The organism is Roseomonas marmotae, assembly GCF_017654485.1.
Taxonomy (GTDB): Bacteria; Pseudomonadota; Alphaproteobacteria; order Acetobacterales; family Acetobacteraceae; genus Pseudoroseomonas; species Pseudoroseomonas marmotae.
Window position 1 is genome coordinate 930,660 of sequence record NZ_CP061091.1, and the last position, 12,947, is coordinate 943,606.

The window sequence follows — 12,947 nt, forward strand, 5'->3', positions numbered from 1 at the left end:
GGGGCGGGCTTGCGCCGCAACCCCCCGAACCCCTATGCGTTCCGGCTGCACAAAACGCAGCATGGCCGTGTCAGATTCGGAACCTTCCACACCACCCCGCCCCCTGACGCCGGCCTTGCTGCTCGGCGTCCTCGGGGTGGTCTTCGGCGATATCGGCACTAGCCCGCTCTACGCCCTCCGCGCCTCCCTGCTGCACTTCTCCGCCGATGGGCTGGAGCGGTGGGAGATCCTGGGCGTGCTCAGCCTGATCTTCTGGTCGCTGATCCTGGTGGTGACGGTGAAATACGTCCTGCTGGTGTTGCGCGCAGACAACCGGGGGGAGGGCGGCATCCTGGCGCTGATGGCGCTGGCGCAGCGTGTCGCGCGCTCGGACCGCTCCCGCAGCTTCGTCGTGCTGGCGGGCACCATCGGCGCGGCCCTCTTCTTCGGCGACGGCATCATCACCCCCGCCATCTCCGTCCTCTCGGCGGTGGAGGGGCTGCACACCATCTCCCCAGCCTTCGACGATGTCGTGATCCCGATCTCGCTGGCGATCCTGATCGGCCTCTTTCTGGTGCAGTATCGCGGCACGCATGAAATGGGGCGGATCTTCGGTCCCGTCACGGCGCTCTGGTTCGCCAGCCTCGGCATCCTCGGCCTGATCGAGTTGGTGAAGGAGCCGGAGGTGCTGGTGGCGCTCAGCCCCCACCATGCCGTCGCTTTCTGCGCCCGCTACCAGCTTGCCGCCTTCATCGCGCTGGGTTCCGTCGTGCTGGCGGTGACGGGGGCGGAGGCCCTCTATGCGGATATGGGCCATTTCGGCGCCCGTCCCATCCGCTTCGGCTGGCTGTGGTTCGTGCTGCCCTCGCTGACGCTGAACTACCTGGGACAGGGCGCGCTGCTGTTGAGCAACCCGGCGGCGCTGGAGAACCCCTTCTACCTGCTGGCGCCGGATTGGCTCCGGCTGCCGCTGGTGGTGCTGGCCACCCTGGCCACGATCATCGCCAGCCAGGCCATGATCTCCGGCGCCTTCTCCATCGCCCGGCAATGCGTCCAGATGGGTTTCCTGCCCCGGCTGGTGGTGCGCCATACCTCGGAGACGGAGGAAGGGCAGATCTACATGCCGCAGGTCAACTACGCCCTGCTGGCGGGCGTGGTGATCCTCGTCCTCTCCTTCCACGATTCCGACAACCTGGCCGCCGCCTATGGCATCGCGGTCACCGGCACCTTCCTTTGCACCTCCTCCCTGGCCGGGATGGTGCTGCGGCGGCGTTTCGGCTGGTCCATCCTGGCGGTGGCGGCGGTGATGGTGCCGCTCTTCCTGCTGGATGCCGCCTTCTTCATCAGCAACGTGCTGAAGGTGCCGGATGGCGGCTGGGTGCCGCTGGTGCTGGGCACCATCCTTTTCATCATGATGCGGACCTGGCGGCGCGGGCGCGACCTGCTCTTCGACCGCTTCCGCCAGGACAGCCTGCCGCTGAAATCCTATCTGGCGCGCCTGCCGCAGTCGCGCATCCTGCGCGTGCCGGGCATCGCCGTCTTCATGACCGGGCAGGCCGACTACCTGCCCAATGCGCTCCTGCACAACCTCAAGCACAACAAGGTGCTGCATGAGCGCGTGTTCTTCGTCACCGTCATCAACGGGGATGTTCCCCAGGCCCCCGTGCGGCGGGAGGTGACGGAGATGGCGCCGGGCATCTACCGCGTCATCCTGCGCTACGGCTTCCAGGAGAGCCCGAACATCCCACGGGAGCTGGAAGCGATGCGCGAGGAGGGGATCCAGTTCGACAGCATGCAGGCCAGCTACTTCCTGGGGCGGGAGACTCTGGTGGCCGCCGCCGTGCCCAAGCTGCCGCGCTGGCAGCAGGCGCTCTTCTCGGTGATGAGCCGCAATGCCGTGCCCGCCACCGAGTTCTTCCGTATCCCGAGCGACCGCGTGGTGGAGCTTGGGGTGCGCGTGGCCATCTGACCGTCTTGCGGGTCCTGCTCTGGTACTGGGGCCGCAGGGGCGGGGGGGCGCAGTTCTCCCTCTGCCTGGCGCGCGGGCTGATGGCGCGGCCGGATGTCTCGCTCGCCCTCTCCCTCTCGCGGGAGGGGGATCTGGCGCCGGCATTCCAGGCCCTCGGCCTGCCCTGCGACCTCGTCCCCACCTATCGCGGCGCGCCCGGCTTCCTGCTGGGCTTCGCCCGGCTGCCGGGGCTGGCGCGACGGCTGGTGCGGCAGGCCCGGCGATTCGGGGCGGATCTCGTGCTCTCCGCCATGCCGCATCTCTGGACGCCGCTGGTCGCCCCCGCCCTGGCGCGGGCGGGCATTCCCTATGTGCCCATCCTGCACGATGCCCTGCCGCATCCCGGCGACCCCGGCCTCGCCTGGGACTGGCGGCTCGGGCGGGATCTCGCGGCGGCACGGGGGGCGGTGGTGCTCTCCGCCACGGTGGAGCGGGTGATCCGCGCCCGCGCGCCGGGGCTGCCGCTGTTCCGCCTGCCGCTGGGCGCGCATCTGCCGGCCCCGCCGCCCACCGATGCCCGGCCCGGCCATGACTTCCTCTTCTTCGGCCGCATCCGGGCCTATAAGGGGCTGGATCTGCTGCGGGATGCCATGATCCATCTTCATCGCACCCATCCCGGCGCCACGCTGCGGGTGGTGGGGCAGGGGGATATCGAGGCGGCGGCCCCTGGCCTCTCCGCCCTGACGGGCGTGACGGTCGAGCCGCGCTGGGTGGCGGATGAGGCCATCCCCGCGCTGGTGGCCTCGGCCCGGTCGGTCGTATTGCCCTATCGGGAGGCCAGCCAGTCCGGCGTGCTGCCGATCGCCCTGGCCTGTGGTGTGCCGGTGGTGGCCATGCCCGTGGGCGGGCTGGCCGAGCAGCTGCGCGATGGCGGGAACGGCCTGCTGGCCCGCGACGCCACGCCTGGAGGGCTGGCCGAGGCCATGGCCCGCATGATGGACCCGGCGCTCCGCGCCCGGCTGGCGGAAGGCGCGCGGCGTGACGGAGAGGCCCTGATGGACTGGAGCGGCCAGGCCGGAACCCTGCTGGAGGGCATCCGCCCATGGTTGCGGCGGGCATGAGCGGCAGGGCGATCCTGCACCGTCTCTGGTCGCTGCTGCCGCGCGGACTGCGGCGGGAGGCGCTGTTCGGCGCCATGGCCGCCCTGGCCCCGCGGATCGACCGGCCGGAGCCGGACGGGCAGGGCACGCTGGTGGTGGCCGGCTATTTCACCGCCGCCACCGGCCTGGGCGCCGCGACACGCCGGCTGGCCGCCGGGCTGCGGGAGGCCGGCCTCGCCCCCACCGAGATCGACCTGACCGGCCCGCTGCGGCAGCGCGCGGGGCCGGAGGGGCCCGGACCGCTGGCGCCGGTGCCGGAGGGGCCAGGCACGCTGCTGGTGCATGTGAATGGCCCCATGCTGCCCTGGGCGCTGAAGGTGCTGGGCAAGCGGGCGGTGCGCGGCAAGCGCGTCATCGCCGTCTGGAACTGGGAGCTGCCGCTGCTGCCGCGGGACTGGTATCGCGGCTTCGCCTGCTGCCACGAGATCTGGGTGGGCAGCAGCTTCGTGGCCGAGGCCTGCCGCGCCGCCCCCGGCTGTCCGCCGGTGCGGGTGGTGCCGTATCCCATCCTGCCGCGCCCGGCGCCCGCCGCCATGACCCGGGCCGATTTCGGCCTGCCGGAGGAGGCCTTCGTCACCCTGACGATCTTCGACGCCACATCCTCGCTGGCCCGCAAGAATCCGCTGGGGGCCATCGAGGCGCATTATCGTGCCTTCGGGCACCGGCCGGACCGCATCCTCGTCATCAAGACCCATGCGACGGAGGATGCCGGGCCCGGCTGGGCGGAGGTGGCCGCCGCCGCCGCCGCCCATCCGAATGTGCGGATCATGCGAGACCATTTCTCCCGCGCCGCGCTCTGGGCGCTGATCGCCTCGGCGGATTGCCTGCTTTCGCTGCACCGGGCGGAGGGCTATGGCTTCGCCATGGCGGAAGCCATGGTGCTGGGGCGCCCTGTCGTCGCCACCGGCTGGTCGGGGAATATGGACTTCATGACAGGAGCAGGGAGTTTCGCGGTGCCCTATCGGATGATTCCGGCCCACGACCCACAGAATATTTACGAGATTCCGGGTGCGGTCTGGGCGGAACCTGACCTAGAAGCCGCAGCGCGGCTGCTCTCTGCCCTCGCGGATATGCCGAGGAAAGGCTATCCCGCTCCTGCTTCCTTTCCCCTGCCGGACTACCATTCGTTTCTTCGTATTGGAGCCGAGCCGGTTCCTCCGGTCCAGACCGGATCGTGTCGTTAGAACCCTGACCTTGTAAGGCGAGACCTGCCGATATGCCTCGTGCTTTAATTACCGGTATCACTGGCCAGGATGGGGCCTATCTCTCCCAGCTGCTGCTGGGAAAGGGATACGAGGTCTTCGGCCTGCTGCGCCGCTCGGCTTCCTCCGAGGTGATCGATTCCCGCCTGCGCTGGCTCGGCGTGGCCGACAAGGTCACCATGCTGGATGGCAACCTGACCGACCTCTCCTCCCTGATCCGGGTGATGGAAGAGGCGAAGCCGGACGAGATCTATAACCTCGGCGCCCAGAGCTTCGTGAAAACCTCCTGGACCCAGCCGCTGCTGACGGGCCAGGTCACCGCGATCGGCGTCGGCAACATGCTGGAGGCCGTGCGGCTGGTGGCGCCCAAGGCGCGCTTCTACCAGGCCAGCAGCTCCGAGATGTACGGGCTGATCCAGGAGCCCATCCAGGACGAGAACACGCCCTTCTACCCCCGCAGCCCCTATGCGGTGGCGAAGCTCTATGGCCACTGGATGACGGTGAACTACCGTGAATCCTTCGGCCTGCATGCCTCCTCGGGCATCCTCTTCAACCATGAGAGCCCGCTGCGCGGCCTGGAATTCGTGACCCGCAAGATCACGGACGGCGTAGCGCGCATCAAGCTCGGCCTCGCCGAAGAGCTGCCGCTGGGCAACCTGGACGCCAAGCGCGACTGGGGCCATGCGCGGGACTATGTGAAGGCGATGTGGCTGATGATGCAGCAGGACAAGCCGGACGACTACGTGGTGGCCACCAACCGCACCACCACCGTGCGCGAGTTCTGCCGCATCGCCTTCGCCCATGCCGGCCTGGACTACGAGAAATACGTGACGGTGAACCCCGCCTTCATGCGCCCGGCCGAGGTGGATGTGCTGCACGGCAACCCCGCCAAGGCCCAGGCCAAGCTGGGCTGGAAGCCGGAAACCTCGCTGGAGGAGATGGCGCAGGAAATGGTCGAGGCCGATCTCAAGCGGCACCGCGCCAAGATGGCGGGCGGCTGAGGATGGCGCCGCTGCCGCAGCGCATCCTGGTAACGGGGGCTGCCGGCTTCGTGGGCCGGCACCTGCTGCCTCAGCTGCGGCAGGCCTTCCCGGCGGCCCGGCTGCTGGCCGCCGAACGCCCCGGCGGCCCCGCCTGCCCGGATGCCGATGACGTGCTGTCCATGGACCTGGAGCAGCCCGAGGGCATGGCGGCCCTGGTGCAGGAAGCCGTGCCGGATGCCGTCGTGCATCTGGCGGCGCAGGCTGCGGTGGGCGCGGCCTTCGCCGACCCCTTCCGCACCTGGCGCATCAACCTGCTGGGCACGATGGCGCTGGCGGATGCCGTGATGCGCCATGCGCCCCAGGCCAGCTTCCTCTTCATCTCCTCGGCCGAGGTCTATGGCCTCTCCTTCCGGGACATCGACGCGCCACTGGATGAGCTGGCGCCGATGCAGCCGGCCAATCCCTATGCCGCCAGCAAGGCCGCCTGCGACCTCGCGCTGGGGGAGATGGCCCTGCGGGGCCTGCGCTGCCTCCGCATGCGCCCTTCCAACCATACCGGCCCGGGGCAGGGGGACAGCTTCGTCGTCTCCGCCTTCGCCCGGCAGATCGCGCGGATCGAGGCCGGGCTGCAGGAGCCGGTGATGCGGGTCGGCGCGCTGGACCGCTGGCGCGACTTCCTGGATGTCCGCGATGTCTGCGCGTCTTATGCCATGGCGCTGCGCGCCGCGCCGGAACTGGCGCCGGGCACGGTCTTTAATGTCGCCTCCGGCACCGCGCGGCGCATCGGCGATGTGCTGGAAGGGCTGCTGGCCCGCAGCCGCGTCAGCGTGCGGGTGGAGGAGGACGCCGCCCGTCTGCGCCCGACCGACGTGATGCGGACGCTCGGGGATTCCACCCGCCTGCGGCAGGCGCTGGGCTGGGCACCCGCCATCAGCTGGGATGAGACGCTGGACGCGGTGCTGGCCGACTGGCGCGCCCGCGTGGCGGCGGGCGCGGCCTGAGCCTCAGCGCGGCGGCGCGTCGATCGGCACCGCCGTCACGCTGTTATAGGGCGAGCCGTCGATGATCTTGGTGCTGGTGATCAGATAGACCAGCACCCGCTTCTCCTCGTCGATGATGCGCGTCACCGTCAGCGCCTTGAACAGCGCCGAGGCGGATTGCCTGAACACCGACTCGTTCTTGGGGATGCCCTCGGGCATGGTCACCGGCCCCGTCGCGCGGCAGGCCAGGCTGAAGCGCGAGGGATCTTCCGCCAGCCCTACCCAGCCCGAGAGCCCGCCCGTATCGGCGCGGGAGACGTAGCAGGAGACATTGGGCACGCGCGGGTCGTCATAGCGCTCCACCACCACCTTGTCGTTCGGCCCGACGATGCGGAAGGTGGTGCTGACCTCGCCCACCCGGGTCTGCGCGCCGGCGCCGCCGAGGGGGAGGAGAAGTGCGGCCATCAGCAGGCCGGGCAGTATCCGCATGGTTCAATCTCCGCTTCCCCCGGTAGATGGGGGCAGCGGGGCGGGCGGCGCAACGCCGCCCCGCCTATTCCGCCGGGGCGGCGGCCCAGAGTTCCGGCCGCAGCTCCTCCTTCCGGTCGGGGAAGAAGATGGCGCAGGCCAGGATGACCCCGGAGAAGCCGGAGAGCACCAGCAGCGTCGCGGCCAGGTTGCCGGTCGCCTGATGCAGCATGCCCACCAGCGGCGCCGCCGCGGCCGCGCCCATGAAGCCGATGAAGAAGCGCAGGGAATAGAGCCTCACCCGCAGCGGGGGCGCGATGTAGCGGGCGGTCATGGTCTCGTTCACCGTCACCTGCCCGAAGATCGAGGCCGCCAGCGCCGCCGCCAGCGGCAGCACCAGCCAGCCCTGGGCGAAGGAAAGGGCCAGCAGCAGCGGCATCTGCACCAGTGCCAGCGGCATGAAGACGCGGCGCAGCGTCAGCCGGTCGATCATCCGGCCCACCGTGAACTGCGTCAGCCCGCCGCAGAGCGTGACCAGGAAGGCCAGCGCGCCGATCACCGGCAGCAGGCTCGCATCGCCGGCCAGCCGCTCCTCCATCAGCTTCGGCAGCAGCAGGGTGAAGGCGTTGAAGACGAAGCCCGAGGCTGCGGCGATGCTCAGCAGCACAATCACGGCGCGCCGCACCACCGGGCGCGGGATGACGGGGAAGGGGCGGGCGGCGGCGGCCGCGGCGGCGCCGGCCACCGGCCTTTCCCGCAGATAGAGCAGCCCGACCACCAGGCAGATCAGCCCGGGCACGATGAAGGCCGCCCGCCACCCGGCGGCCTGCGCCAGGAAGGCGGTGACCACCGGCGCGGCGGCGACGCCGAGATTGCCGAAGACACCATTCACCCCGACCGCGCGCCCCACCCTGTCGCCCGCCGCCTCCACCAGCATGGCGGTGCCGACGGGATGGTAGATGGCGGCGAAGGCGCCCATCGCCCCCAGCATCACCGCCAGCCAGAAGGGGGAGGACACGAGCCCCGAGGCCGCCATGCAGCCGCCGGTGCCGATGAAGAAGATCAGCATCAGCCGGTGCCGCCCCAGGCGATCCGCCAGCCAGCCCATCGGCAGGGCGCAGACGCCGTAGAGCACGAACATCGCCGTCCCCAGCGCCAGCACCGGCCCGTATTCGCCGCCGAAGAGCGTGCCATCCTGCTGCACCATGCCCAGTACGGCGGTCGCCAGGATCAGCAGGCTGTAGTGCGTGATGCCATGCGCGGCATTGATGAAGACGATCTGCCGCAGGGCGGAGTTGGGGGCTGGGGCGGGCTGGGCCATGAATGGCTCCTTCGGGCGGCGTTTCCGGCCGCAGCATAGACCGGCCTTTTCACCCTGTCCGCGCCGATCATGTCTCCGCCGCCATCCGCGTGCTAAGCCGGGGGCGGAGAGACCATGCTGCAGATCAATGCCCGCCTTGCCATACCGGAGGAGGAGTTGCGCGAGAGCTTCGTGCGCGCCTCCGGCCCCGGTGGCCAGAACGTCAACAAGGTGTCCAGCGCCGTGCGCCTGGCCTTCGATGTGGCTGCGTCCCCCAGCCTGCCGGAGGGGGTGAAGCAGCGGCTGGCCCGGCTGGCCGGGCGCCGGCTGGGCCAGGACGGCGTGCTGGTGATCGCGGCGCAGCGTTTCCGCTCGCTGGAGCAGAACCGGCAGGACGCGCGGGCGCGGCTGCTGGAGATGCTGCGGGAGGCCGCCATCCCGCCCACGCCGCGCATCGCCACCCGGGTCTCGCGCAACCAGAAGCGCAAGCGGGTGGAGGAGAAGCGGCACGCCGCCGGCATCAAGCGCCTGCGCGGGCGGCCGGGCGAGGACTAGGACAGGGCCCGGTCAGCTGGAGGCCGTCTGGGCAGGTGAAGCGGCCTGTTCCGGCAGGCCGGCGGGAGACACTCAGGCCGCAGGCTGGGGCGCCGGTGCCGGGGCATGCTGCATCCCGGCCAGCACTTCGTCCACCGGGCCGTCGGCGATGATGCGGCCGGCATCCAGCCGGATGGCGCGGCTGCACCAGCGGCGGACGATGTCGAAGTCGTGGGTGGCGATGACGAGGATATCGGCGTTGTTCACCAGCGAGACCAGGCGCCGTTCCGCCTTCTCGATGAAATCGGCGTCGCCGGCCATGAACCACTCGTCCATCAGCAGGATCTGCGGCGCCATGGCGGTGGCCATGGCGAAGGAGAGGCGGACCTGCATGCCGGCGGAATAGCCGCGCGTCGGCACGTCCAGAAACTCGCCGAGGCCGGAGAAGGTGGCGGCATCCTCCTCCAGCGCGGCGATGCCGGCCTCGTCCATGCCGCGGTAGAGGCCGCGCAGGCGGATATTCTCCCGCCCCGTGCTGTCGGGGTCCATGCCGGCGCCGGGGTCGATCAGGGAGCCGATCTCGCCCTCCACCATCAGCTCGCCGGCCACCGGCTCATAGATGCCGGCGATGGTGCGAAGCAGGGTGGTCTTGCCGGCGCCGTTGCTGCCGACCAGCGCCACCCGCTCCCCGCGCTGGATGTTGAAATCGAGGTCCCGCAGGGCGGAGACGACGACCCGGTTGGATTCGTCCGACCGTACCCGCAGCGCCGCCTTGGCCAGCAGCCGCTTCTTCAGGCTGCGGGCGCCGAGGTGATAGAGCGGGAATTCGATGGACAGGCGTTCCGCGATGATTCTTGCCATGTGATCAGACCCAGAAGGCAACGCGGGCGCGGAAGCGCACGAAGAAGGTGAGGGCGATGGCGCAGTGGATGGCCGTATAGAGCAGCGCCGCGCCCCAGACCGCCGGGCTGACCCCGCCTTCCACCAGCGGGCCGCGGATGACTTCCAGCATCGGGTAGAAGGGGTTCAGCAGCAGCAGCGACGGATTGGACAGCAACTCCGCCCGCCAGATGACCGGTGTCATGAAGAAGGCGAGCTGCATGACGCTGGTGACAATCTGGCCGATATCGCGGAAGCGGGCGCAGATCATGCCCAGGAAGATGCTGGCAGCGAAGGCATTGACCGCCAGCAGCAGCAGGCCGGGGATGGCCAGCGCCGCCTCGGCCCCGGGCATATGGCCCATGGCCAGGAAGACCACCAGGATCAGCGGCAGGCTATGCGCGGCGGAGAACGCATTGCGGAAGACGCTCCGCAGCGCATGGGTGGTCAGCGGCAGGGGCAGTTGCCGGATCACGCCCTCGGCGCTGGTGAGGCATGTCGTGGCATCCGGCACCACGGCGGCGATGGTGTTCCAGATGATCAGGCTCACCGCCAGATGCGGCAGATAGAGCGCCAGGTCCTGTTTCAGCAGCTGCGAATAGAGCAGCCCCAGGCCCACCACCATGACGGCGGTGGAGAGCGTCACCCAGAAGGGCCCGATGACCGAGCCGCGATAGCGGTTGCGGAGGTCCAGCCGCGCCAGGGCCCAGGCGAGGCGCCAGGAGGAGAAGCCGTTGGCGAGGTCGGCCAAGGCACGGGCCCCGCGCTGGGGGTTCCGGGCGTCGGTGCGATAGGTCGGGAGGACGGCGGTCTGCATGTCGGCGGCTCTATACAACGGGCCTTGCCGCTCTCGCCAGCGCCGTAGTCCTCCCGCGGTCCTCAGCGATAGACGGTACCGGAGGGCGTGTAGGTCGGAACGCCCTGCGGGGCGTTATAGGCCGGCGCCGCGGCGCCGGCCGGCGGGGCATTGGCGGCGCGGCTGATGCGGGTGGTGTTGCCGCGGATGATCACGACACGGTCACCGTATTGCAGGTTCTCTTCGTTGGTCTGGACCACGGCGATATCGCCGCCGTTATCCTGCCGCACGAAGAACTCGACCGCATGGCCGGCGCCCATCCCGCGCTCCGCCGCATTGCCGAGGGCGCCGCCGATCACCGCGCCACCCAGCCCGGCCAGCAGGTTGGAGCGCCAGTCGCCGCCGATGAAGCTGCCGGCCACGCCACCGGCCACGGCGCCGGCTGCGGTGCCGAGGCCCGCCTGGCCGCTCTGCACGGTCACCGGGCGCAGGCCGATGATGGTGCCGTAGGAGACCGAGGCCGCCCGGTTCATCGCATTGGGGCTGTAGGTGGTGGCGGTATTGGTCGGGGCGCAGGCCACCACCCCGCCCAACAGCAGGAGACCGGCCGCGACTCGGGCGGCGCGGGACATGGTGTGGCGGGGCGGGCGTGCGGTCATGACAAAGCTCCTCCTGCCCGGCAGGCGGGGCCGCATGGCAGCGGCCGCGCGGCCGGTCCTGACTCTGGTCAGGTAGAGACGCGGTGCCCGAATGTCCAGATGGGCCAGCCAGATCTCTCCAGGCCCCACTTCCCTGACTGAGGGGACGCGACATGGTCCGTTAGGTCGATAGCTCCCCAGCCTGCGGGGGATGAGGCCAGAGCTCCGGGACGGGCTGGCTTCCTGCCCTGGCCTTGGCTTTTTGATGGGCTGCCATGCCCTGGCACGGTAAATGGACAGGCTCATGCTTCGCCATGCCCTGCCCTGATTGCAGGCTTGCGCCTGGCGAAAACCTCATGTAGGCCGGAAAAGGTTGACGTTCCGCCGATCCTGGCAGGGACGCCGGGGTTACCCGGTTCGGTCGCGTGGGGGCGCGGCGGGGCCGCCTTGCCTGGGTTGGGGGGATCCTTCCGGGCATGGAGCCGTATTCCGGCGGACCATCATTCTGACGGAGAACAGGGGATGACTCCGTTCCGATTTCGCCCAAGCCGCAGCCATGCACGCGCTGTGGCTGCGATGGGGGTTCTCGCTCTTCTTTCGGCCTGCGGCTCCAGCGAACAGAGCCAGCGGCGGCCGGTCACGGCCAGCGCCGCGGCACAGGCCTCGGCCTATCCGCAGCCCAGCAGCTACGACCCACCCGGCTCGAGCCGTGACCCGTGGGGTCCTTACATCGAGGAAGCCTCGCGCCGCTTCGATGTGCCGGAGCGATGGATTCGCGAGGTCATGCGCCAGGAAAGCGGCGGGCGCTCCAATGCCCGCAGCCCCGTGGGTGCCATGGGCCTGATGCAGGTGATGCCCGGCACCTATGCCGAGTTGCGGAGCCGCTATGGCCTGGGCGACGACCCGTATCATCCCTGGAACAGCATCATGGCCGGCACGGCCTATGTGCGGGAGATGTACGAGCTCTACGGCAATCCCGCCTTCCTGGCCGCCTATAACGCAGGGCCGCGCCGGCTGGAGGACTACCTCTGGGCCAACAGGGGCCTGCCGGCCGAGACGCGCAACTACGTAGCGCGAATCGGGCCCCGCATCGTCGACGCGCATCCGAACCGCCGCGCGGCACCGGAAGTCTACGCGGCTGCCGAAATCCCGCTCAACATCCCGGCCGGCCCGCGCCGTGGCGACACCGCCACCATGCTGGCGCTGCGCGAGCAGCGGAACGCCGTGGATCCTGTGATCCGCGTCGCCACCAGCCTGCCGCCCGGCCCGGTCGTGCGGATGGAGCCGATCCCGGATGGCTCCACCTATGCCAGCAGCCCGGCGCCCGCGCCGGTGCAGGTGGCCAGCCTGTCCGGCACGGTCGTGCGGATGGAGCCGATCCCGGACGGCTCGACCTATGCCAGCGCGGCGGTCTCCAGCCCCAGCGACACGGTGGTGCGGATGGAGCCGATCCCGGATGGCTCGACCTATGGCGGCAGCGCCCTGGCCGAGTCGTCGCCGCCTCCGCCGCCGCAGCGCGCCGTGCCTTCCATGGTGGGATCCGCGCTGGCCGCCGCGGCGCCGCGTGGCGCCGACTCCGCCGCCACGAGGCTCGCCGCCCTGCGCGCCCAGGCCTCGCGGGACGAAGGGCCGCGTGGCCCCGCCGCCCGGCCGACCACGCCACCCAGCCAGCTGGCAGCGGCCACCCCGCCGCGCCCGGTCGGCTTCCGGCTGGTATCCAGCGCCCAGGCAGGCTCGCTCTCCGCCAATGTTCTGCGGGCGCCTTCCCAGACCGGCGGCGGAATCTCCGCGCCCGTTCGGGCCTCTCTGCCCTCCGCCGGCGGGCAGTGGGCGGTGCAGGTGGGGGCCTTCGCCAGCGCAGGCCTGGCCCGCTCGGCCTCCGACAAGGCGCGGGGCCAGATCGGCCTGCGTGGCGCCAAGACGGTGGTGGAGCCGGTCGCTTCCGGCCGCGCCACCCTCTACCGCGCGCGGGTTGGCGGATTGTCGCGGGAGACCGCGCAGTCGGCCTGCGAGAAGCTGCGGACCTCAGGGGCCTGCATCATCGTCTCGCCGGACGCTTAACTGACAGGAATGCCGGGGG

General features: G+C 70.4%; 12 protein-coding genes. 7 read left to right on the top strand and 5 right to left on the bottom strand.

All coding sequences use genetic code 11. From position 1 onward, the window contains the following. Nucleotides 1-61: 61 nt before the first annotated feature. Genes IAI58_RS04400 through IAI58_RS04420 form a run of 5 tightly spaced genes read left to right on the top strand, consistent with a single transcriptional unit; the run spans nucleotide 62 to nucleotide 6,273 of the window. The gene (locus tag IAI58_RS04400) at nucleotides 62-1,948 is read left to right on the top strand and encodes a potassium transporter Kup (RefSeq protein ID WP_207446837.1); all 1,887 of its coding nucleotides are present in this window, start codon (nucleotides 62-64) and stop codon (nucleotides 1,946-1,948) included. 5 nt (nucleotides 1,949-1,953) lie between these two features. Continuing rightward, nucleotides 1,954-3,048: a glycosyltransferase family 4 protein gene (locus IAI58_RS04405; protein WP_237182378.1), complete on the top strand. Its 1,095-nt coding sequence runs from the start codon at nucleotides 1,954-1,956 to the stop codon at nucleotides 3,046-3,048. Continuing rightward, nucleotides 3,045-4,271 (top strand): glycosyltransferase, encoded by a 1,227-nt coding sequence (locus IAI58_RS04410; protein ID WP_237182377.1) that lies wholly within the window; start codon nucleotides 3,045-3,047, stop codon nucleotides 4,269-4,271. Before IAI58_RS04405 ends, IAI58_RS04410 begins: the two co-directional genes overlap by 4 nt. A gap of 32 nt (nucleotides 4,272-4,303) precedes the next feature. Beyond that, a complete protein-coding gene (gene gmd / locus IAI58_RS04415) occupies nucleotides 4,304-5,290 on the top strand; it encodes a GDP-mannose 4,6-dehydratase (protein WP_207446835.1) in 987 nt (328 codons plus the stop codon). Nucleotides 5,291-5,292: 2 nt separating this feature from the next. Then, the gene (locus IAI58_RS04420; protein WP_207446833.1) at nucleotides 5,293-6,273 is read left to right on the top strand and encodes a GDP-mannose 4,6-dehydratase; all 981 of its coding nucleotides are present in this window, start codon (nucleotides 5,293-5,295) and stop codon (nucleotides 6,271-6,273) included. Between the two features lie 3 nt (nucleotides 6,274-6,276). Here IAI58_RS04420 and IAI58_RS04425 read toward each other — a convergent pair whose 3' ends face one another. Then, on the bottom strand, nucleotides 6,277-6,741 hold the full coding sequence (locus tag IAI58_RS04425; protein WP_207446831.1) for a CreA family protein: 465 nt from the start codon (nucleotides 6,739-6,741) through the stop codon (nucleotides 6,277-6,279). Between the two features lie 64 nt (nucleotides 6,742-6,805). Continuing rightward, nucleotides 6,806-8,041, bottom strand: a complete 1,236-nt coding sequence (locus tag IAI58_RS04430) for an MFS transporter (RefSeq protein ID WP_207446829.1) — start codon at nucleotides 8,039-8,041, stop codon at nucleotides 6,806-6,808. Between the two features lie 114 nt (nucleotides 8,042-8,155). Here IAI58_RS04430 and arfB point away from each other — a divergent pair, with 114 nt between their 5' ends. Beyond that, nucleotides 8,156-8,575, top strand: a complete 420-nt coding sequence (arfB, locus tag IAI58_RS04435; RefSeq protein ID WP_207446827.1) for an alternative ribosome rescue aminoacyl-tRNA hydrolase ArfB — start codon at nucleotides 8,156-8,158, stop codon at nucleotides 8,573-8,575. A gap of 72 nt (nucleotides 8,576-8,647) precedes the next feature. Here the strand turns inward: arfB and IAI58_RS04440 are convergent, their stop codons facing one another. From IAI58_RS04440 to IAI58_RS04450, 3 genes are all read right to left on the bottom strand, one after another. Further along, nucleotides 8,648-9,415, bottom strand: a complete 768-nt coding sequence (locus IAI58_RS04440; protein ID WP_207446825.1) for an ABC transporter ATP-binding protein — start codon at nucleotides 9,413-9,415, stop codon at nucleotides 8,648-8,650. Between the two features lie 4 nt (nucleotides 9,416-9,419). Then, a complete protein-coding gene (locus IAI58_RS04445) occupies nucleotides 9,420-10,250 on the bottom strand; it encodes an ABC transporter permease (protein WP_207446823.1) in 831 nt (276 codons plus the stop codon). A gap of 62 nt (nucleotides 10,251-10,312) precedes the next feature. Beyond that, nucleotides 10,313-10,888 carry an outer membrane lipoprotein gene (locus IAI58_RS04450; RefSeq protein ID WP_237182376.1) on the bottom strand — a complete coding sequence of 192 codons (576 nt, stop codon included), beginning with the start codon at nucleotides 10,886-10,888 and terminating at the stop codon, nucleotides 10,313-10,315. Between the two features lie 555 nt (nucleotides 10,889-11,443). On the opposite strand from IAI58_RS04450, the gene IAI58_RS04455 reads away from it, so the two are divergent. Beyond that, nucleotides 11,444-12,928: a transglycosylase SLT domain-containing protein gene (locus IAI58_RS04455; RefSeq protein WP_272874831.1), complete on the top strand. Its 1,485-nt coding sequence runs from the start codon at nucleotides 11,444-11,446 to the stop codon at nucleotides 12,926-12,928. Nucleotides 12,929-12,947 lie beyond the last annotated feature (19 nt).